This window comes from Rhodoferax ferrireducens (assembly GCF_031458075.1).
GTDB classification, from domain to species: Bacteria; Pseudomonadota; Gammaproteobacteria; order Burkholderiales; family Burkholderiaceae_C; genus Rhodoferax_B; species Rhodoferax_B ferrireducens_A.
In genome coordinates this window covers 70,521-88,895 of record NZ_JAVDXT010000005.1, presented here as the reverse complement: position 1 = coordinate 88,895, position 18,375 = coordinate 70,521, and the positions used below count along the sequence as shown (strand labels likewise).

18 protein-coding genes are annotated in these 18,375 nt (G+C 65.4%); 8 read left to right on the top strand and 10 right to left on the bottom strand.

Annotated elements, in window-relative coordinates; translation table 11 throughout:
- Positions 1–18: 18 nt before the first annotated feature.
- Positions 19–687 (bottom strand): histidine phosphatase family protein, encoded by a 669-nt coding sequence (locus J2X19_RS21410; protein ID WP_310376357.1) that lies wholly within the window; start codon positions 685–687, stop codon positions 19–21.
- 59 nt (positions 688–746) lie between these two features.
- The gene (gene pdxR, locus J2X19_RS21405; RefSeq protein WP_310376355.1) at positions 747–2,246 is read right to left on the bottom strand and encodes a MocR-like pyridoxine biosynthesis transcription factor PdxR; all 1,500 of its coding nucleotides are present in this window, start codon (positions 2,244–2,246) and stop codon (positions 747–749) included.
- 84 nt (positions 2,247–2,330) lie between these two features.
- Between pdxR and gabT the strand changes: the two genes are divergently transcribed.
- The gene (gene gabT, locus J2X19_RS21400) at positions 2,331–3,632 is read left to right on the top strand and encodes a 4-aminobutyrate--2-oxoglutarate transaminase (protein WP_310376353.1); all 1,302 of its coding nucleotides are present in this window, start codon (positions 2,331–2,333) and stop codon (positions 3,630–3,632) included.
- 10 nt (positions 3,633–3,642) lie between these two features.
- On the top strand, positions 3,643–5,112 hold the full coding sequence (locus J2X19_RS21395) for an NAD-dependent succinate-semialdehyde dehydrogenase (RefSeq protein ID WP_310376351.1): 1,470 nt from the start codon (positions 3,643–3,645) through the stop codon (positions 5,110–5,112).
- 97 nt (positions 5,113–5,209) lie between these two features.
- On the opposite strand, the gene J2X19_RS21390 is transcribed toward J2X19_RS21395, so the two are convergent.
- Positions 5,210–5,665: a GNAT family N-acetyltransferase gene (locus tag J2X19_RS21390; RefSeq protein WP_310376348.1), complete on the bottom strand. Its 456-nt coding sequence runs from the start codon at positions 5,663–5,665 to the stop codon at positions 5,210–5,212.
- 104 nt (positions 5,666–5,769) lie between these two features.
- Between J2X19_RS21390 and fdxA the strand changes: the two genes are divergently transcribed.
- From fdxA to J2X19_RS21365, 5 genes are all read left to right on the top strand, one after another.
- A complete protein-coding gene (gene fdxA / locus J2X19_RS21385; protein WP_310376346.1) occupies positions 5,770–6,114 on the top strand; it encodes a ferredoxin FdxA in 345 nt (114 codons plus the stop codon).
- Entirely contained in the window at positions 6,065–6,664 is a 600-nt protein-coding gene (locus J2X19_RS21380; protein WP_310376344.1) for a GNAT family N-acetyltransferase, read from the top strand. The genes fdxA and J2X19_RS21380 overlap by 50 nt, the downstream gene beginning before the upstream one ends.
- Positions 6,665–6,824: 160 nt before the next feature.
- Positions 6,825–7,223 carry a RidA family protein gene (locus tag J2X19_RS21375; RefSeq protein ID WP_310376343.1) on the top strand — a complete coding sequence of 133 codons (399 nt, stop codon included), beginning with the start codon at positions 6,825–6,827 and terminating at the stop codon, positions 7,221–7,223.
- Positions 7,224–7,351: 128 nt separating this feature from the next.
- Positions 7,352–7,744, top strand: coding sequence for a DUF805 domain-containing protein (locus J2X19_RS21370; RefSeq protein WP_116606910.1), 393 nt, complete (start codon positions 7,352–7,354; stop codon positions 7,742–7,744).
- An 89-nt stretch (positions 7,745–7,833) separates the two neighbouring features.
- Positions 7,834–8,640, top strand: a complete 807-nt coding sequence (locus tag J2X19_RS21365) for an NRDE family protein (RefSeq protein WP_310376341.1) — start codon at positions 7,834–7,836, stop codon at positions 8,638–8,640.
- Here J2X19_RS21365 and J2X19_RS21360 read toward each other — a convergent pair.
- From J2X19_RS21360 to J2X19_RS21330, 7 genes are all read right to left on the bottom strand, one after another.
- On the bottom strand, positions 8,637–9,899 hold the full coding sequence (locus J2X19_RS21360; RefSeq protein ID WP_310376339.1) for a hypothetical protein: 1,263 nt from the start codon (positions 9,897–9,899) through the stop codon (positions 8,637–8,639). The two genes, J2X19_RS21365 and J2X19_RS21360, sit on opposite strands and share 4 nt — an antisense overlap.
- A 189-nt stretch (positions 9,900–10,088) precedes the next feature.
- Complete coding sequence (locus J2X19_RS21355; RefSeq protein ID WP_310376337.1) at positions 10,089–12,014, bottom strand: bifunctional 2',3'-cyclic-nucleotide 2'-phosphodiesterase/3'-nucleotidase; 1,926 nt, start codon at positions 12,012–12,014, stop codon at positions 10,089–10,091.
- A 98-nt stretch (positions 12,015–12,112) separates the two neighbouring features.
- Positions 12,113–12,967: a PhzF family phenazine biosynthesis protein gene (locus J2X19_RS21350; RefSeq protein WP_310376334.1), complete on the bottom strand. Its 855-nt coding sequence runs from the start codon at positions 12,965–12,967 to the stop codon at positions 12,113–12,115.
- A gap of 74 nt (positions 12,968–13,041) precedes the next feature.
- A complete protein-coding gene (locus J2X19_RS21345; protein WP_310376331.1) occupies positions 13,042–13,974 on the bottom strand; it encodes a PhzF family phenazine biosynthesis protein in 933 nt (310 codons plus the stop codon).
- Positions 13,975–14,047: 73 nt separating this feature from the next.
- A complete protein-coding gene (locus J2X19_RS21340; RefSeq protein WP_116606915.1) occupies positions 14,048–15,220 on the bottom strand; it encodes an aminotransferase-like domain-containing protein in 1,173 nt (390 codons plus the stop codon).
- A gap of 67 nt (positions 15,221–15,287) precedes the next feature.
- Positions 15,288–15,878: a LysE family translocator gene (locus J2X19_RS21335; RefSeq protein ID WP_116606916.1), complete on the bottom strand. Its 591-nt coding sequence runs from the start codon at positions 15,876–15,878 to the stop codon at positions 15,288–15,290.
- A 16-nt stretch (positions 15,879–15,894) separates the two neighbouring features.
- Entirely contained in the window at positions 15,895–16,812 is a 918-nt protein-coding gene (locus tag J2X19_RS21330; protein ID WP_310376328.1) for a DMT family transporter, read from the bottom strand.
- A 122-nt stretch (positions 16,813–16,934) separates the two neighbouring features.
- Between J2X19_RS21330 and J2X19_RS21325 the strand changes: the two genes are divergently transcribed.
- Positions 16,935–18,347: an aminotransferase-like domain-containing protein gene (locus J2X19_RS21325; RefSeq protein WP_310376326.1), complete on the top strand. Its 1,413-nt coding sequence runs from the start codon at positions 16,935–16,937 to the stop codon at positions 18,345–18,347.
- Positions 18,348–18,375 lie beyond the last annotated feature (28 nt).

The following is an 18,375-nucleotide window of genomic DNA, read 5'->3' as shown; positions in this document are numbered from 1 at the left end:
CTATCGATTAAATAGCATTCAGGCGGCAGTGACCCAGCTGGCGTAGTCCGCATGCTCCAGGTGCGGCAGCGTATTGAAGTTGTGCAGCAGGCACTTTTTCGGCGTGAAGGCGAACTCGGTGATGGCGCTGTTGCGGATCTGCAGGTTCAGCGCGATGGTGGTCTCGGGCGTGGTGCCGAGGACGTGGCCGACGGCGGTGGCGATCGGCCCGCCGCTGCTGACGATCAGCACATTGCCGCGGTACTGCCGGCGCACATGGTCCAGCGCGGCGACCACGCCGTGGCGAAAGTCTTCGTAGCGGGCCATGCCGTGGGGGCTGAGCACGCCGTTCATCCACTGCGTCAGGCCGTCGCGCAGCAGCCGGAAGTGCTGGCGGTAGGCCTCGGGCTCGGTGGGTGGCGGCAGCGGCGCGGGGTGGATGGCAGCGATCAGCGCCGCGCTGTCGTACTCGTCCAGCCCCGGCCAGGGCAGGGCGACCAGGTGCGCGTCGCTGCCCAGGCAGATGCCGGCATAGGTTTGCGTATGGCGGCGCAGCGTGCCGGTCAGCACGGCTTCGAACTGGATGCCCTTGCTGGCGAAATACGCACCCAGGCGCACGCTCTGCTGCTGGCCCAGCGGGCTCAGCTGGTCGTAGTCCGCAGCCCCCAGCGAGGCCTGGCCGTGGCGCACAAGGTAGAGGTGTCCCATGGGCGGATTATGGGCAGCCACCGGCGGCGTTGGAGTCGCCAGAGTTACCTCATGCAAGCTTATAAAAAGCCGCGCACCACCTGGGCCAGCTTGGCGAAGCTGGGGCCGATTTCTTCCTCGCGCACCGCGCCGTAGCCCAGCAGCAAGCCCTTGGTGGGCGCCGGCTGGCGCAGGTAGTACAGCGACAGCGGCCGGGTCGTCACGCCGGCGCGCAGCGCGGCCTGGGCCACGGCAGCATCGTCCACCTGCGGCGGCAGGCCCAGCACCAGGTGCAGGCCGGCATCGCCGCCGATCACCGGCAGCTGGCTGCCGAACTCTTGCTGGATGGCTTGGATCAGCGCATCGTGCCGGGTGCTGTAGACGCCGCGCATGCGCCGGATGTGGCTGGCGTAGTGGCCTTCGGCCAGAAAGCGCGCCAGCACCGCCTGCTGCAGGGTCTGGCCCTCGCGGAACAGCTCGTTCAGCGCGCGCGCAAAGCCGTCCACCAGGTCGGGTGGCAGCACCAGGTAGGCGATGCGCAGGGCAGGGAACAGGGTCTTGGAAAACGTGCCCAGGTAGACCACGCGGCCGTGCGCGTCCAGGCCTTGCAGCGCTGGCAGCGGCCGGGTGCCGTAGCGGAATTCGCTGTCGTAGTCGTCTTCCACCACCCAGACGCTGTGCACCGCCGCGTAGTCCAGCAGCTGCTGGCGCCGGCCGTGGCCCATCAGCGCGCCCACCGGGTACTGGTGCGAGGGCGAGACAAACATCAGCCGCGGCGGCTGGCGCAGCTGCTCGGGTGTGGGCGCCATGCCCTCGGCGTCGACGGCCACCGGCTCCAGCTGCAGCCCATGCGCGCGGAACACGCTGCGCGCGCCCCAGTAGCCCGGGTCTTCCAGCCAGGCGGTGTCGCCCACATCGCTGAGCAGCTGCGCCACCAGGTGCAGCGACTGCTGGGTGCCGCTGGTGATCACCACCTGCTCGGGGCTGCAGACCACGCCGCGCGTGCCCTGCAGGTATTCGGACACGGCCTGGCGCAGGCCGGCGTCGCCCGGGCCGGTGGCGTAGGTCAGCTGGTCGGGCGTGTGCTGGCGCAGCATGCGGGCCTGGAGTCGGCTCCACACCTGGGACGGAAACATGCGCACCTCGGGCACGCCGGGGGTGAAGGCGCCCCACTGCAGCGGCGCGGCCTTGCTGTCGCGCACCAGTTGGCTGCCGCGGCGCGACAGCAGGGCGGTGCGTGCGCCGGCGCTGGGCGGCTGGGCTGCGCTGCGGTCCACCAGGCGCGGGCCGATGGCCGCCACATAGGTGCCGCGGCCGACGCCGGCCTGCACATAGCCCTCCAGCGCCAGCTGTTCGTAGACATGCACCACGGTATTGCGGGCGATGCCCAGCGCCTGGGCCAGCACCCGGGTCGGTGGCAGCTTGGTGCCGGCCGCCAGCACCGATTGGCGGATGCCGCCCTGCAGAATGCTGTACAGCTGGCGGTGGTCGTTCTGCGGGCTGTGCTGGTCGAACTGGCGCAGCACGAAGTCGGGCAGGGTGCTGGCCTTCGGAACACTGTTGCGCCTAATTGGTTCCATAAAGTATTCAATATTGGTTCTAATTTTGGGGCCAAATCGATTCTAAACTTTGCCCACGTCTACTCCATTGCCCGCAAGGAAACTATGAACACCGCTACCGACACCCGCCACCTCACCCCTGCCCTCAGCAACAAAGAGCTGGATGCGCGCCGCGTCGCCGCCACCCCGCGCGGTGTGGGCATCGGTACACCGATGTACGCCGACCGCGCCTTGAACGCCGAGTTGTGGGACGTGGAAGGCCGCCGCTTCATCGACTTCGCGGCCGGTATCGCCGTGCTGAACACCGGGCACCGCCATCCCAAGCTGATCGCCGCCATCCAGGCGCAGCTGGAGCGCTTCACCCACACCGCCTACCAGGTCGTGCCCTATGAAAGCTCGGTGCACCTGGCCGAGCGCCTGAACGCGCTGACGCCGGGCAGCCACGCCAAGAAAACCGCCTTCTTCACCACCGGCGCCGAAGCCGTGGAAAACGCCATCAAGATCGCCCGCGCCCACACCCGCCGCCCCGGCGTGATCGCGCTGACCGGCGCCTTCCATGGCCGCACCTTCATGGGCATGGCGCTGACCGGCAAGGTCGTGCCCTACAAGGTCGGTTTCGGCCCCTTCCCCGGCAGCATCTTCCATGTGCCGGCGCCCACCGAGCTGCATGAAGTGACGGTGCAGGACACGCTGAACGCCATCCAGCAGATCTTCAAATGCGACATCGAGCCCACCCAGGTCGCGGCCATCATCCTGGAACCGGTCCAGGGCGAGGGTGGCTTCTACGTGATGCCATCCGAGCTGATGGTGGCCTTGCGCGCGCTGTGCGACCAGCACAGCATTCTGCTGATCGCCGATGAAATCCAGACCGGCTTTGCCCGCACCGGCAAGATGTTCGCCATGGACCACCACAGCGTGGTGCCCGACCTGATGACCATGGCCAAGAGCCTGGCCGGCGGCATGCCCTTGTCGGCGGTTTGCGGTCGCGCCGAAGTCATGGACGCGCCGGCCCCCGGTGGTCTGGGCGGCACCTACGCCGGCAACCCCTTGGCCATCGCCTCGGCGCACGCGGTGCTGGACGTGCTGGAAGAAGAAAAGCTCTGCGAACGCGCCGAGCGCCTGGGTCAGGTGCTGAAAGCCCGGCTGGAAAGCCTGCGCACCAAAGTGCCCCAGATCGCCGAAATCCGCGGCCTGGGCGCCATGGTGGCGGTGGAGTTCAACAAGGCCGACGGCTCGCCCGACCCCGAATTCACCAAGCTGGTCCAGAAGCGCGCCCTCGACGCGGGCCTGATCCTGCTGACCTGCGGCGTCTACGTCAACGTGATCCGCTTCCTGTTCCCGCTGACCATTGAAGACGCCGTATTGGCCGAAGGTCTGGACATTCTTGCCACCGCGATGACCGCTTAAGGACTACTGCATGACCGCGAAATTGAACCTCAAAGACCCGACCCTGCTGCGCCAGCAGGCCTTCATCGCCGGTGCCTGGGTCGATGCCGACAACGGCGAGACCGTGCCTGTGACTAACCCCGCCACCGGCGAGGTGCTGGGCACGGTGCCCATGTGCGGCACGGCCGAGACCGTGCGCGCCATTGCCGCCGCCGAAACCGCCCAGCGCCAGTGGCGCAATGTGTCGGGCAAAGACCGGGCCGCCATCCTGCGCCGCCTCAACGACCTGATGCTGCAGCACCAGGACGACCTGGCGCTGATACTCACGTCCGAGCAAGGCAAGCCGCTGGCCGAGGCCAAGGGCGAGATCGTTTACTCGGCGTCCTTCATCGAATGGTTTGCCGACGAGGCCCGCCGCAGCTATGGCGACACCATCCCCACGCCCAGCGCCGACCGCCGCCTGATGGCCATCAAGCAGCCGATCGGCGTCACCGCCGCCATCACGCCGTGGAACTTCCCCACTGCCATGCTGACCCGCAAGGCCGGCCCGGCGCTGGCCGCGGGTTGTTCGATGGTGGTCAAGCCGGCCACGCAGACGCCGTACTCGGCGCTGGCGTTTGCCGAGCTGGCGGACCGCGCCGGCGTGCCCAAGGGCTTGCTGTCGGTGCTGACCGGCTCGGCCAGCCAGATCGGCGGCGAGATGACGCGCAGCCCCATCGTGCGCAAGCTGACCTTCACCGGCTCCACCGAAGTCGGCCGCACCCTGATGCGCCAGTCGGCCGACACCATCAAGAAGCTGTCGCTGGAGCTGGGCGGCAACGCGCCCTTCATCGTGTTTGACGACGCCGATCTGGACGCCGCTGTGGATGGCGCCATGATCTCCAAGTACCGCAACACCGGCCAGACCTGCGTTTGCGCCAACCGCCTGTATGTGCAGCGCGGCGTGCTGGAAGCCTTCACCGCCAAGCTGGTGGCCAAGGTCAACGCCTTGAAGGTCGGTAATGGCGTCGAAGCCGGCATGACCCAGGGCCCGTTGATCGACAGCAAGGCTGTGGCCAAGATCAAGGAACACATCGCCGACGCCGTGGCCAAGGGCGGCAAGGTGCTGGCCGGCGGCAAGCCACATGCGCTGGGCGGCCTGTTTTTCGAACCCACGGTCATCGGTGGTGCTTCTGAGGACATGCTGTTCGCCCAGGACGAAACCTTCGGCCCTCTGGCGCCGATCTTCGTATTCGACACCGAAGCCGAGGTTATTGAACGCGCCAACAACACCGAGTTCGGCCTGGCCGCCTACTTCTACAGCCGCGACATAGGCCGCGTGATGCGCGTGTCCGAGCAGCTGGAGTCGGGCATGGTCGGCGTCAATACCGGTTTGATCTCCACCGCCGAAGCGCCATTCGGCGGCGTCAAGCAGTCGGGCCTGGGCCGCGAAGGTTCCAAGTACGGGCTGGATGAGTTCATGGAGATGAAGTACATCTGCCTGGGGGGCTTGGATAAGTAACACCGGCGATGTATTCCCCTTGTTAGGGGTTCAAAGTAAATAGCCACCTGATGCAGGTTCTGCCTGCACAGGTGGCTATTGTTTTTGTAGCGTTGCGTTACAGCAGCCGCGTCATGAACACGCTGTGCGGGTCCAGCTTGTAGTCGGCAAACGGCCCGCATTCCTGGAAACCAAACGCTTGGTACAGCCTGTGCGCTGCGGCGAAGCCGGGCACAGGGCCGGTCTCCAGGCTGAGGCGCCGCAAGCCCAGCGCTTGCGCCTGCTCCACGATATGCGCCAGCAGCGCACGTGCCACACCTTTACGCAGATGCTGTTCGGCGGTGCGCATGGATTTGATCTCGGCGTGTTCGGCATCCAGCTGCTTCAAGGCGCCGCAACCCAGCAGGTCGGCGCCGTCCCAGGCGGTCCAGAAGCGCACGTTCGGCTGGCGCAGGCCGTCCAGGTCCAGCGCATGCACGCTTTCGGGTGGTGAAAGGGCGTGCATGCCACGCATATGTTCTTCCAGCAGAGCGTGGATTTCAGGGCCTTGGAGGTCGTCTAGTTGGATGCGCATGGCGGCTGTGTAGGGGATGGAGAGGCGGCTGGGAAACGGCGGGCGTTGGCGCGGATGGCGGCCGGCATGACCGCTCTGTCATCTTCGTCTACGATGATACGGCCATGCCCTTCATCGTGACCGAACCCTGCATACAGTGCAAATACACCGACTGCGTCGCCGTCTGCCCCATGGACTGCTTCGTCGAAGGCCCGAACTTTCTGGTGATCGACCCAGACAGCTGCATAGACTGCTCGATCTGCGTAGCCGAATGCCCGGTGAACGCCATCGTCAATGCCGCCGAGGCGAACGATGCGCAGCGCCCCTACATCGCGCTCAACGCCCGTCTGGCCAAGAGTCCGCAGTGGCGGTCCATCACCCGGCCCCGCGCGCCCTTGCCTGGCCACGCCGAATGGCGGGATGTGGCGGCGAAGGCGCATTGGCTGGAGCAGCCGCGCGGGCTGGCCTGAGGTGGTGGTGCGTGCCAACGACCGGATTACGGTCCGCCCGTTCAGCCCTGCGGATGCGGACGCTTTCTATGCCGCCGTGTGCGCGTCGATAGATTCGCTCTCGTACTGGATGCCCTGGTGCACGCCCGCCTACAGTCTGCAGGACGCCCAGGCCTGGATGGCCTATTGCGAGGACGTGTGGCGCGCCGGAAGCGCGTTTCCGCTGGGTATTTTTGACCTGGCGAGCGGCCAGGTGCTGGGCGGCACCGGCATCCACGACGTAAATTCGGCCTACCGTATGGGCAGCCTGGGCTACTGGGTGGGAACGCCGCATACCGGCCGCGGCGTGGCCCGCGCGGCGGCACGGATGGCGGCTGATATCGGCTTCAAAGAGCTGGCGTTGACCCGGCTGGAGATCATCGTGCTGCTGCACAACGCGGCCAGCCACCGCGTGGCCCAGGCCGTCGGTGCCCGCAAGGAATGCGATGCACGCAACCGCCTGTATTTCAACGGCGTGGCCGAGGACGCCAGTGTTTATGGGCTGCTGCCGGCGGATATCGGTAACCGCTGAAATATTGAGCCTATTTTGGCCAGTAGCGCAGTATCTACCTGCGTAAGCTGCTCTCAATATGAGAGTGGGCCCATCTCCGGAACGGGCGGCGGGCACCCTAGAATTCAGGAAGCGTTTCCCTGCGCCCCGTCCTGTCCATGCTATCTGAGCCCTGTTCACCATGACCGTAGAAACCTTCACCCCGCCCGATCTGTTCACGCCCATCGGGCCATACAGCCACATCGCCAAGTCCGGCCCCTTCATCTCCATTTCCGGCACGCCGGGGGTGGACAGTGCTACCGGGCTGATGGCCGGTACCGACGCCTATTCCCAGTCGCGGCAAATCCTGCAGAACTTCCGGCGGATGTTGGAGTCGGTGGGCGCGCGCCTGGAAGACGTGATGCACGTCCATGTCTACCTCAAGCACGTCGAAGACTTTGCGGCCATGAACCGCGCCTACGCCGAGGTGTTCACCAGCCACCTGCCGGCGCGCACCGTCATCTGCGTGGCCGATCTGCCGAAAAAGGGCGCTTTGCTCACCATGGACCTGAATGCCATCTGCAACCCGGCGGCGGGCTAGGGCGTTCGGATTCGGGTCATGCGTCACAGAAAAATCTGCCCAGACACGGCCATAATTTCAGCGTAGGGGCTAGGCGGGCCGTGCGCCACAGGGGCGGGCGGCGGCGCTGTGCCACGAGGGAGAGTGCAATGAACTGGTTTGTCGATGCCCTGAAGAAATACGCGGTGTTTTCCGGCCGCGCGCAACGCAGCGAGTACTGGTACTTCTTTCTGTTTTACTTCGGACTCGCGATAGGCGCGGCCCTGCTCGACGGCATGGTCGGTGCATTCAATCGGCAGGCGGGCGTGGGCGTGTTCGGCAGCATCGTGGCGCTGGGCCTGCTGCTGCCCTCGCTGGCGGTGGGCGTGCGGCGCCTGCACGACATAGACCGCAGCGGCTGGTGGCTGCTGATCGCGGTGGTCCCGGTGGTCGGCGCCATCGTCCTGTTGGTGTTCAGCCTCAAGGACAGCCAGCCCGGCAGCAACCGCTTTGGCCCGAATCCCAAGGACGCGTTTCCCAGCGAGAAGTTTTCGCTGACCTGAGGGCTGCGCGTGGGGCAGGAAATAAGCCCTCGCGCTTATCAGATATGCATGAGAAGCTATAAACACAATAGCAAACTCCTACCTTCCCCATGTGCCTACTCACCTTCCAATGGCAGCCCGACGCCCGCGTGCCGCTGACCATCGCCGCCAACCGCGATGAGTTCTACGCGCGCCCTACGCTGCCTTTGCATGCCTGGCCGGAAGCCGGTGGCGGGCAGATCGTGGCCGGGCAGGACCAGCAGGGCGGCGGCACCTGGATGGGCGTGCACCAGCCCAGTGGTCGGCTGGCGGCGCTGACCAATTACCGCGACCCGGGCCATAACCGCGCCGATGCGCCGTCGCGCGGCGGCATCGTTACCGACTTCTTGCAGAGCCCGCTGGGGGCGGACAAGTTTGCGCAGGCGCTGGCGGCGCGCTCGGACGCCTTTAACGCCTTCAACCTGCTGCTGTTCGATGGCCAGCAGCTGGTGGCCTTCGAGAGCCGGCACCGGCGCCATTTCGCACCCCAGCCCGGTGTCTGGGCGGTGTCGAATGCCGACTTCGACACGCCCTGGCCCAAGCTGGTGCAGCTGCGCCGTGCGTTTGCCGAGGTGCTGCAGGCCCACCAGGCGGCCGAGTCGCCCGACATCAGCCCGGCGCTGGAAGCGGCTTTGTGGAACCTGCTGGCCGATACCTGCGTGGCCGACGATGCCGACCTGCCCACCACCGGCGTGGGCCTGGAGCTGGAGCGCGCCTTGTCTGCCGCCTTTGTGCACTTGCCGCACTACGGCACCCGCGCCAGCACCCTGCTGCAGCATGCGCGCAGCCAGGTCAGCGTGGTAGAGCGCAGCTTTGGTGCGGGCGGTGTGGAGGCGCCGCTGGGCACGGTGCGCTTGCGGCTGGATTTTGGCGGTTAATCACGAGATATTGTTTTTATCTCGGACTTTGGAAGCTGTACGTACTTCCTCATTCCGTCGAATTTTTCATCGTAAACCAGGACATTGTCTTTCTGTTCGGGCTGGAGAATTCGCAAGCTGTCGTACCTGGTTTCGACTTTCTCTTCCGTATTCATAAATACCTTGTGATCCCAGCGCTCCTCCGGATCGGGATAAATAGTTTCAAGGATGACCTTGCCTTGAAAAACTTCGTTGAATGCGATGTAGTACTCCGGATGAAGCGCGGTATCGTTCTTTTTGAGGAAAACCAGGAGGAGGTAGGTCTCGTTCAGTTCTTCTCGCGTGTCTTTAAGAAGAATTGCGATTTCTTCTTTGTCTGGCCCGCTGAAATTGCCTTTTCTTAACAGGCTGGAGTATTTGAGATTTCCGGATTTCAGGAATCGATAGTTGGTTCCTTCGTCGGATGCGTAAAACCTCATGAGTTTCTCTTTGACGCCATACGGCAATTCCTTGAGATAAAACGCATCGAAGTTGTGGCCGTATTTTCTGCTGAAGTCTTCTGCCGAGACCAGGTAGTTGTCGTTCAGGATGGCGGGCAGCAGGGTGGGGTATTCAACAGCGCCCTTCATGGCGAGCTTTAAATACGCTTTCCAGTTTTCCTGAGCAAGCTTCGGTTGATACTTTTCCAGATCCTGTGGTGAATTCGTTTCAATCATGGAGTATCCGGGTTGCTTTGTGCCTTTGTCGTCTGTGCAGGTAACGCAGTAAAAGATGTCACCAAAACTGGGGGCGTACAGTTTTTCAGGAAGCTGGTCGTACTCTTTTTTGTAGCTTGCATCCAGAAGCTTGCCCTTGGTGATATGGCCTGTATCGCCGGTAAAGATGGCCATTGTTTTTGACTCGGCGACGGCACTTGCCGCCGTATCTCCTTGCGTACTCACTAGCTGCGCATTCACTAACGCTGCGAATCTATCGCTTTCGTGCGTAAAGTCGTAGACGTAGTATTTGAAATATTGGAAATCGTTCTTGGCAAAGAAATAAACGAGCGCAAACACAAGCAATGCCAGCGCTGCCAAAGTCTTTTTGGTCTTGGACAAGGTGGAAAAATGCATGGGCCAGATGGGTGATCGGTGTTTAAACAACAGGCAAACCATGTCTGCTGATGGAAGGGCTGGTATTGTGGAACGCAGTCCAGAACTGGCCAGGACAGTCGAAGTATCACTGATGATTCGGGCTGCTATACATGGCAGGATATATTGCTGCGACTGAATAAATGGCATCCCTGATGCGCCTCGAAAAGCATTATCTTGTGCTGTGGGCCGTTTTGGCCAGACCGGTGTTTGCCAGAGATCCCCGGCCGGGGATCTCTGGCAAACACCCATAACCCTCCCCCCAAGCCAATCACAAGCCCAATCGACCGCCAACGCACAGAGAATAAGCGCCAGAGGCTACAAATCCGATAGCACCCTCTACTCCCCCAAGGTGTACAACGCCGACCCGTCGCCATTGTCCTTCTCCAGCTTGATGCCCGGGTGGTTCGCCAGGTAGCGGATGCCGCCGCTACCCGAGGTGAAGGCCATGCGCACGCCGGGCACCGGGCGGATCTTCCAGTTGCCGTCGGCCGTGGGGTTGACCTGGCCGCCGGGTGTCAAGGTGTTCACCAGCGCCAGGTATTCGACCAGCACCTGGCGGTTCTCATCCGGCGCGTCGAGCACCACCTTGCTGGCATTCAGGGCCGGGAAGTTGCCGCCGCCGAACGCCCGGTAGTTGTTGGTGGCGACGATGAATTTGGCCGCGGGGTCGATGGGCTGGCCGGCGAAGCGCAGGTTCTTCACCCGGTTGGCGCCGGCCGCGGCCACCGCGCCCTTGGCGTCGTACTTGGCGGGCTGGGTCAGGTCCAGCTCGTAGGCCACGCCGTCGATGGTGTCGAAGTTGTACGAGGGGAACGCGTCGTTCACCAGCGGCTGCTGGGCCGGGCCTTGGGGGGCGATCTGGCGGAACTGGCCGGCCGACATTTCCAGCCATTCCTGCACCTCGGCGCCGGTCAGCAGCATGGCTTTCAAGGTGTTGGGGTAGATGTACAGATCGGCCATGTGCTTGATGGCCAACGGGCCGGCGGGGATGTCGGTGTAGTAGGCCCAGCCCTGGCGGCCGCCGGATTTGAAGGGCGCGGCGGCCGACAGCACCGGGTACTTTTCGTAGTCCGTGCCCTGCATGGCGCGCTTCACGTAGGCGGTCTGCGCGTTGGAGACGATCTGCACCGACGGGTCGTCGCTGACCTGGGCAAAGTAGCTGTAGATGGGCGCGCTGCTGAAGGCCACCTTGTTGCGCACGTAGTCCAGCGTCTGCGCGTGCTCGGCGCCAATCGCCTGCTCGACCAGCGGGTCGGCGGCGGCCAGCGACTGCTTGGCGGCGCGGTCAAAGATCGGCCGGATCGACGACTGGCTGCTGAGCACCTTCCAGCTGCCGCTGGCGTTGTCCAGCCGGAAGTCGACCACGCCCAGGTGGTCGCCCCAGCGGCCCGGCATCACCGCGGCCACTCCGTTGATGGTGCCGCGGGCTGCGTCCACCTTGGGGTAGCTGGCGAAGGCCGGGCTGGGGAATTCGGCATGCGCGTGGCCGAACAGGATGGCGTCTATGCCCGGCACCTCGGCCAGCTTGGAAACGGCGTTTTCGGCCAGCATGCCGACCTCGCCCTTCTCGAAGCCGCTGTGCGGAATCGCCACCACCAGCTGGGCGCCCTTGGCGCGCATCTCGGGCACGTACTTTTGCGCTGTGGCCACGATGTCGCGCACCAGTACCTTGCCCTCCAGATTCGCCTTGTCCCACTGCAGGATCTGCGGCGGGGCGAAGCCGATCACGCCGATGGTGATGGGATGCTTTTTACCGTCGGCGTCCACCAGCTCGCGCTTGAGCAGGATGTAGGGCGTGAATGCATGCTGGTCCGGCGCATCGGCCCGGTAGATGTTGGCATTGACGTAGGGAAAGTTCGCTCCCTTGAGCGCGCGCTGCAGGAATGGCAGGCCGTAGTTGAACTCGTGGTTGCCCAGGTTGGCGGCATCGTAGGCCAACTGGTTCATCACCTTGTAGGCCGGGTGGATCTGGCCGTCCTGCAGCGGCCGCACCTTGGCCACCAGGTCGCCCAGCGGGTTGCCCTGCAGCAGGTCGCCGTTGTCGAACAGCAGGCTGTTCGGCGCCTCGGCGCGGGCGGCCTTGATCAGGCTGATGGTGCGCGCCAGGCCGTACTGGTCGGTGGGCTTGTCCTGGTAGTAGTCGTAGCTCAGCAGGTTCATGTGCACATCGGTGGTCTCCAGGATGCGCAGTTTGACTTCGGCAGCCTGAGCGGCGCCCACCCATGCCAGCGCGAGGCCGGCGGCGATCCATGCTTTGTGCATATCGGTCAACTCCTGATTTGATAGCTTATTGTGCAGGCAGATGCTGCGCTGCAAGCTATTTTTAGAACCTGTTCAGAGTCTTTTTGGGGCCGCGCAGGTTACAGCTGTACCGTGCCGTCCACGCAGGTCACCGATGCTCCGCCGACCCAGACCTGGCCCTCGGCGTCGCGCTCAATGTGGACCTGGCCGTTGCGGCCCAGGCAGCGGCCCTGGGTGGCCAGGTACTGGGTGGGCGCGTAGCCCTCGGCGATCAGCCACTGGGCCAGGCTGGCGTTCAGGCTGCCGGTCACCGGGTCTTCGGGCACGTCGACGGCGGCGGCGAAGGCCCGCACTTCCAGCTGGGGGCTGGGCGCGTCGGCATAGACAGCGGCCACGCCCACGGTGACGCCGATCTGCTTCAGTGCCTGGTGGTTGGGCTGCAGCTGCAGCACGGTTTGCGGGCTGTCGAGCAGGATGCCCAGCCAGGGCAGGCCGTTGTCCAGGGTCTGCGCGGCCAGGATGTGCTGCGGCTTCAGGCCCAGCGCGGCCTCCACCTGGGCCAGCAGCATGGGGCTGGGCGCGCTGCGCTGCAGCGGCGGTGCGGCAAACAGCAGGCGCTGGCCGACGCGGCGGATCTGCACCAGGCCGACCTGGCATTCCTGCACCACCCGGTCCGGCCGCTGCGGCTGGCCGCCGGCCTGCAGCCAGGCGTGGCAGCTGCCCAGCGTGGGGTGGCCGGCAAAACGCAGCTCGCTCACCGGGTCGAAGATGCGCACCCGGTAGTCGGCGCCCGCAGCCCGACCGGCTGCGCTGGGCGGCAGCAGAAAAGTGGTTTCCGACAGATTGGTCCAGTTGGCAAAGCGCTGCAGCTCGGCGTCACCCAGGTCGGCACCGTCCAGCACCACGGCCAGCGGGTTGCCCTGGTAGGGTACAGGGGTGAAGACATCGACTTGCTGGAAGCGGCGCTGGTGCATGGCGGTTTAATGTAAAAAAGGCTGCTGGCGCAATAAAGACTGCGCAAGCAGCTATCAAAAAAAGAGTAAGCGGCCTACAGCAGCACGCTGCCGCTGATGCAGGTCACCGACTCGCCGCCGACCCAAACCTGGCCGTCGGCATCGCGTTCGATGTGGATGCGGCCCATGCGGTCCAGGCAGGTGCCTTGCGACACCAGGTACTGCTCGGGCGCGTAGCCGTCGGCGATCAGCCACTGGGCCAGGCTGGCGTTCAGGCTGCCGGTGACCGGGTCTTCGAGGATGCCGACCGGCGCGCCAAAGGCCCGCACTTCCAGGTGCGGCTCGGAGCCGCTGGCGGCGGCCGACTGGCTGAAGGCGCGGGCCTCGCGGTTCGAGCGGCCAATCAGGGCCGGGGCCTCGGGCTGGGGGTAAATGCCGACCACGCCGACCTTGTGGCCCAGGTTCTTCAGCGCCAGCTGGTCGGGCTTGAGCTGCAGCACGGTGTGCGGGTTGTCCAGCAGCAGGCCCAGCCAGGCCGAGCCGTTGTCCAGGGTCTGGGCGGCCAGCACGTCGCGGGCCTTCAGCCCCAGGGCGGCGGCCACCTGGGCCAGCAGCATGGGGCTGGGCGCGCTGCGCCTCAAAGGCGGGGCGGCAAAGAACAAGCGGCTGTCGACGCGGCGGATCTTCACCAGGCCGACCTTGCACTCCTGCACCACATAGCCCCGGGCTTGCGGCTGGCCATCGGCCTGCAGCCAGGCGTGGCAGCTGCCCAACGTGGGGTGGCCGGCAAAGCGCATTTCGTCGATGGGGCTGAAGATGCGCACCTGGTAGTCGGCACCGGCGGCCCGGCCGGCCTCGGTAGGCGGCAGCACAAAGGCGGTTTCCGACAGATTGCTCCAGTTGGCAAAGCGCAGCATCTGCGCATCGCTCAGACCGGAGCCGTCCATCACCACCGCCAGGGGGTTGCCCTGGTAGGGGGTGGGCGTGAAAACATCGACTTGCTGGAAGGGGCGTTGCAGTGTGGACATGGCGGGTAGTGTGGGCTGGGTGAAAGTGTCCCCCGGTCCCCCCCGCCGGGGGAGAGGGGGATTGGGTGCGAGTTTAGAGGGCGCGGATGGCCGAGGCCAGGGCCTTGATGCCAATATTGATTTGTTCCACGCTGGCGGTCACGAAGGACAGACGCATGCTGCGCGGATCGGCGTTGTCGGCATAGAAGGCGGTGCCGGGCACAAAGGCCACGCCCTGGTCCACGGCCTTGGGCAGCAGGTCCACGGCGTGCACGCCTTCGGGCAGGCGGGCCCACAGGAACATGCCGCCGTCAGGTGTGTTCCAGGTCACGCCGGCAGGCATTTCGCGGGTCAAAGCGGCCAGCATGGCGTCGCGCTGGGCTTTGTACAGCGTGCGGATGGTCGGCACGTGGCGGGCCAGGAAGCCGTCCTGCATCACCGCCACCACCATGCGCTGGTTGAAGCTGGGGCTGTGCAGGTCGGCGGCCTGCTTGGCCTGCAGTAGCTTGGGCATGATGGCCTTGGGGGCGATCACGTAGCCCAGGCGCAGGCCGGGCGCCAGCACCTTGGAGAACGAGCCCATGTAGACGCCACCGTCGGGGTTGCGGCCTGTCAGCGGCGCGGGCGGCGGCGCGTCGAACCACAGGTCGCCATAGGGGTTGTCTTCGACCAGCGGCAGGCCCAGTGCCGCGGCACGCTCCACCAGGGCGGCGCGGCGGGCTTCGGTCATGGTGCGGCCGGTGGGGTTCTGGAAGTTGGGCAGCACGTACAGAAAGCGGCCGTTGTCCGCCTTGCGGCCCAGGTCGTCCAGGTCCACGCCCTCGTCATCGCTGGCCACGCTGACCACCTTGGGCTCCATGGGCGCAAACGCCTGCAGCGCACCCAGGTAGGTGGGGGTTTCGACCAGCACCTTACTGCCCGGGTCGATCAGCACCTTGCCGATCAGGTCCAGCCCCTGCTGCGAGCCGGTGGTGATCAGCACCTGGGCGGGGTCTACCTTCCAGGGCAGGCCGGCGGCGACGATTTCGCGCAGCGGGCCATAGCCTTCGCTGGCCGCGTACTGCAGCGCGCCCTTGCCGTCTTCGCGCAGCACTTTTTCGCAGGCGGCGGCGAATTCGGCCACCGGGAAGGTCTTGGGCGAGGGCAGGCCGCCGGCAAAGCTGATGATGCCGGGGCGTTCGGTCACTTTGAGGATTTCACGGATCACCGAGGAGTTCATCTTCTCGGTGCGGGCGGCCAAGGTCCAGGGGTTGGCGGGAATGCTCATAAGTGTCTTTCAGCGGGCCGCACAGCGCGGCAGTAGTACAAAAATATGGGAGTGCGCCGATTGTCGGTTAGGACAGCATGGGCGCGAGCGAAGCGACCAGCAAAACCGCCATCAAACCGTTGAAAATCCGGCGGTAGTGGGGTATGCGCAACCAGTGGCGCAGGCGGCTGCCGAACAAAGCCCACAGGCTGATGGTCGGTAGGTTCACCACGGCGAACAAGATCGCCGTGCCCAGCACCAGGGCACTGCCGCTGTGGGCCGGCAGGTAGCTGCTGAACGCACCCACGGCCATGACCCAGGCTTTCGGATTCACCCACTGGAAGCCGGCGGCGCCCCAGAAGCTGATCGGGCGTTTGGCTTCCGCGTCCTTCGGTGCGCCGGCCGTAGCCACGCCCCAGGCCAGGTACAGCAGGTAGGCCGCACCCAGCCACTTCAGCACCAGGTACAGCTGCGGTATCTGTTCCAGTAGCAGGCCTAGACCCATGCCGACCGAGGTCAGCAGAATAAACACGCCGACCGAAATACCCACCATGTGCGGCAGGGTGGCGCGAAAGCCGTGGTTCACGCCCGAGGCCAGCAGCATCAGGTTGTTCGGGCCTGGGGTGACGGAGCTGACAAAGGCAAACAGCGTCAACGCAAAGAAGAGTTGGGTGCTCATGGTATCTCCTGAAAAATCAACGGACCGGCATGCGTTTGCCGATGAAAACCACGGCGATGACCGCCAGGCCGAAACCCACCGTCACCGCGTCCAGCGTCTCGCCCAGCAGCGGCACGGCAAACAGCATGCTCAAAAAGGGCTGTACCAGCTGCACCTGGCTGACGCGCACCGTGCCGCCCAGCGCCAGGCCGCGGTACCAGGCAAAAAAGCCCAGCCACTGCGAGAACACCGCCAGGTAGCCAAAGGCCAGCCAGGTGGTGGGCTGCAACTGCACGTCCGGCCAGGTCAGTGCCGCGCCCGGTACGGTCAGCGGCAGCGAGATCACCAAGGCCCAGCAGATCACATGGTCAGCCCGCATGCGCCGCGACAGCAGGCCGCCGAAGCCGTAGCCCACGGCGCCGAACAGCATGGCCAGCAACAGCAGTACATCGGCGGACTGGATGGCCAGGCCGCTGCCTGAGCGCAGCATCGCAAAGCCCACTACCAGCGCGCTGCCCAGGGCCGCACACAGCCAGAAGCCGGTGGACGGGCGCTGCCGGTGCAGCAGGGCGCCGGCGGCGGCCGTGGTCAGGGGCAGCACACCGATGATCACACTGGCATGCACCGCTTCCACATGCCGCATGGCGATGGAGGTCAGCAGCGGAAAGCCGAACACCGCGCCCAAGGCGGTCAAGGCCAGCGGCCACCAGTCGGCGCGCTGCGGCAGCGGTGCCCGGGTGGCGAGCAGGAAGGCGATGGACAGCAGCCCGGCGGCGGCGGCCCGGGCCATGGCAATGAACACGCCGGACATCTGTGGGTCGGCCGGTGTGCCCACGGCCATGCGCGTCATTGGCAATGTCAGCGCAAAAATCACGACCCCCAGCAGGCCCAGCCACAGGCCACGGCGCTCGGCGGAGGTGGGCGCAAGGGGGAGGGTGGCGTGCAGGGTAGTCATGCGGTGGCAAGTACAGAGTGGACATCCAATGTAGTGGTAATACCAGCACACTGGCAGTACACTTTAACCAGCCAGTTTGTTGTCTGTATTGGTCCTGAGGCCAGCACACAGGAGTGCATTCCATGTTGATGAAAGCCGCCGCCCAGTCGCTCACCGAGCAGCTTGCCAGCCATTTCGCCGAGCGCATCCGCAGCCGCCTGCTGGCCGGCGGTGCGCGCCTGCCCTCGGTGCGCCAGTGCGCGCAGCAGCACCAGGTGAGCGCATCCACCGTGGTGGCGGCCTACGATCGGCTGCTGGCGCTGGGCCTGGTCGAAGCCCGCAAGAACCGCGGTTTTTATGTAAGAGAAACGACTCCAGCGCAGGATGTACTTGCGCGAGCAGCTACACATTCAGGAGCAAACGAGGGCCCACCACGCCGCCCCATCGACGCCACCGCCCTGATGCGCGGCATGTTCCAGGGCGATAGCGACAAGCCCCAGCCGGGCATGGGCGTGCTGCCGCCCGACTGGCTGGAGAACAGCTTCATGCCCGCCGCCGTGCGCCGGGTGGCGGCCGGCACGGCAGACTTTTCGCGCCGCTACGGCGACCCGGCCGGCGACCCGGGCCTGCGCCAGAGCCTGTCCAAGAAGCTGGCCGGCCTGCATGTGCACGCCGGGCCCGAGCAGATCATCACCACCGTGGGCGCCACCCATGCGCTGGACATCGCCAGCCGCACCCTGCTGCGCGCCGGCGACTATGTGATGGTCGAGGAGCCGGGCTGGGCGGTGGAATTTGCCCGGCTTGAGGCCATGGGCATGCGCATCCTGCCGGTGCCGCGCCATGCCGACGGGCCGGACCTGGAGGTGATGGCGCGCTACTGCGAGGCGCACAGCCCTAAGCTGTTCGTCAGCGTCAGCGTGCTGCACAACCCCACCGGCTTCAGCCTGACGCCGGGCAGCGCGCACCGGGTGCTGACCCTGGCGAACGCGCACAACTTCTACATCCTGGAAGACGATACCTACAGCCACCTGGCGCCCGAACACGCAACCCGGCTTTGTGTGCTGGACGGCCTGCAGCGCACCCTGTACGCCAGCGGTTTCTCCAAGATACTGGCGCCGGGCTGGCGCGTGGGCTTTCTGGCGGCGCCGCTGGCGCTTGTCGAGCGGCTTACCGACACCAAGCTGCTGGCCACCCTGACCACCCCGGCCCTGCTGGAGAAAGCCCTGGCCTGGTGTATCGACCAGGGCCAGCTGCGCCGCCATTCCGAACGGGTACGCGAGCGGCTCGACCAGGCGCGCGCCCGCAGCACCAAGCTGGTACTGGCGGCCGGCTGCCGGTTTGCCTCCGAGCCCGCCGGCCTGTTTGGCTGGGTGGATACCGGCGTGGACACCGACGCGCTGGCCCAGCGCATGCTGGACGAGGGCTATATGCTGGCCCCGGGCGCGCTGTTCCACGCCAACCGCCAGCCCAGCAGCCTGATGCGCATCAACTTTGCGAACGCCCAGGACGCGGCTTTCTGGAAGGTGTTTACGCGGGTGCGGGCGGGGGCGTCATAGCCTGGTTCTGCTCTGACATCTGTAGCAT

Excerpts from the sequence above, each read along its gene's own strand:
- J2X19_RS21325 (WP_310376326.1), top strand. The coding sequence starts at position 16,935 with ATGTTGATGAAAGCCGCCGCCCAGTCGCTCACCGAGCAGCTTGCCAGC.
- J2X19_RS21410 (WP_310376357.1), bottom strand. The coding sequence starts at position 687 with ATGGGACACCTCTACCTTGTGCGCCACGGCCAGGCCTCGCTGGGGGCT.
- pdxR (WP_310376355.1), bottom strand. The coding sequence starts at position 2,246 with ATGGAACCAATTAGGCGCAACAGTGTTCCGAAGGCCAGCACCCTGCCC.
- J2X19_RS21355 (WP_310376337.1), bottom strand. The coding sequence starts at position 12,014 with ATGCACAAAGCATGGATCGCCGCCGGCCTCGCGCTGGCATGGGTGGGC.
- gabT (WP_310376353.1), top strand. The coding sequence starts at position 2,331 with ATGAACACCGCTACCGACACCCGCCACCTCACCCCTGCCCTCAGCAAC.
- fdxA (WP_310376346.1), top strand. The coding sequence starts at position 5,770 with ATGCCCTTCATCGTGACCGAACCCTGCATACAGTGCAAATACACCGAC.
- J2X19_RS21335 (WP_116606916.1), bottom strand. The coding sequence starts at position 15,878 with ATGAGCACCCAACTCTTCTTTGCGTTGACGCTGTTTGCCTTTGTCAGC.
- J2X19_RS21395 (WP_310376351.1), top strand. The coding sequence starts at position 3,643 with ATGACCGCGAAATTGAACCTCAAAGACCCGACCCTGCTGCGCCAGCAG.
- J2X19_RS21380 (WP_310376344.1), top strand. The coding sequence starts at position 6,065 with ATGTGGCGGCGAAGGCGCATTGGCTGGAGCAGCCGCGCGGGCTGGCCT.
- J2X19_RS21370 (WP_116606910.1), top strand. The coding sequence starts at position 7,352 with ATGAACTGGTTTGTCGATGCCCTGAAGAAATACGCGGTGTTTTCCGGC.
- J2X19_RS21390 (WP_310376348.1), bottom strand. The coding sequence starts at position 5,665 with ATGCGCATCCAACTAGACGACCTCCAAGGCCCTGAAATCCACGCTCTG.
- J2X19_RS21350 (WP_310376334.1), bottom strand. The coding sequence starts at position 12,967 with ATGCACCAGCGCCGCTTCCAGCAAGTCGATGTCTTCACCCCTGTACCC.
- J2X19_RS21340 (WP_116606915.1), bottom strand. The coding sequence starts at position 15,220 with ATGAGCATTCCCGCCAACCCCTGGACCTTGGCCGCCCGCACCGAGAAG.
- J2X19_RS21365 (WP_310376341.1), top strand. The coding sequence starts at position 7,834 with ATGTGCCTACTCACCTTCCAATGGCAGCCCGACGCCCGCGTGCCGCTG.
- J2X19_RS21330 (WP_310376328.1), bottom strand. The coding sequence starts at position 16,812 with ATGACTACCCTGCACGCCACCCTCCCCCTTGCGCCCACCTCCGCCGAG.
- J2X19_RS21345 (WP_310376331.1), bottom strand. The coding sequence starts at position 13,974 with ATGTCCACACTGCAACGCCCCTTCCAGCAAGTCGATGTTTTCACGCCC.
- J2X19_RS21375 (WP_310376343.1), top strand. The coding sequence starts at position 6,825 with ATGACCGTAGAAACCTTCACCCCGCCCGATCTGTTCACGCCCATCGGG.
- J2X19_RS21360 (WP_310376339.1), bottom strand. The coding sequence starts at position 9,899 with ATGCCATTTATTCAGTCGCAGCAATATATCCTGCCATGTATAGCAGCC.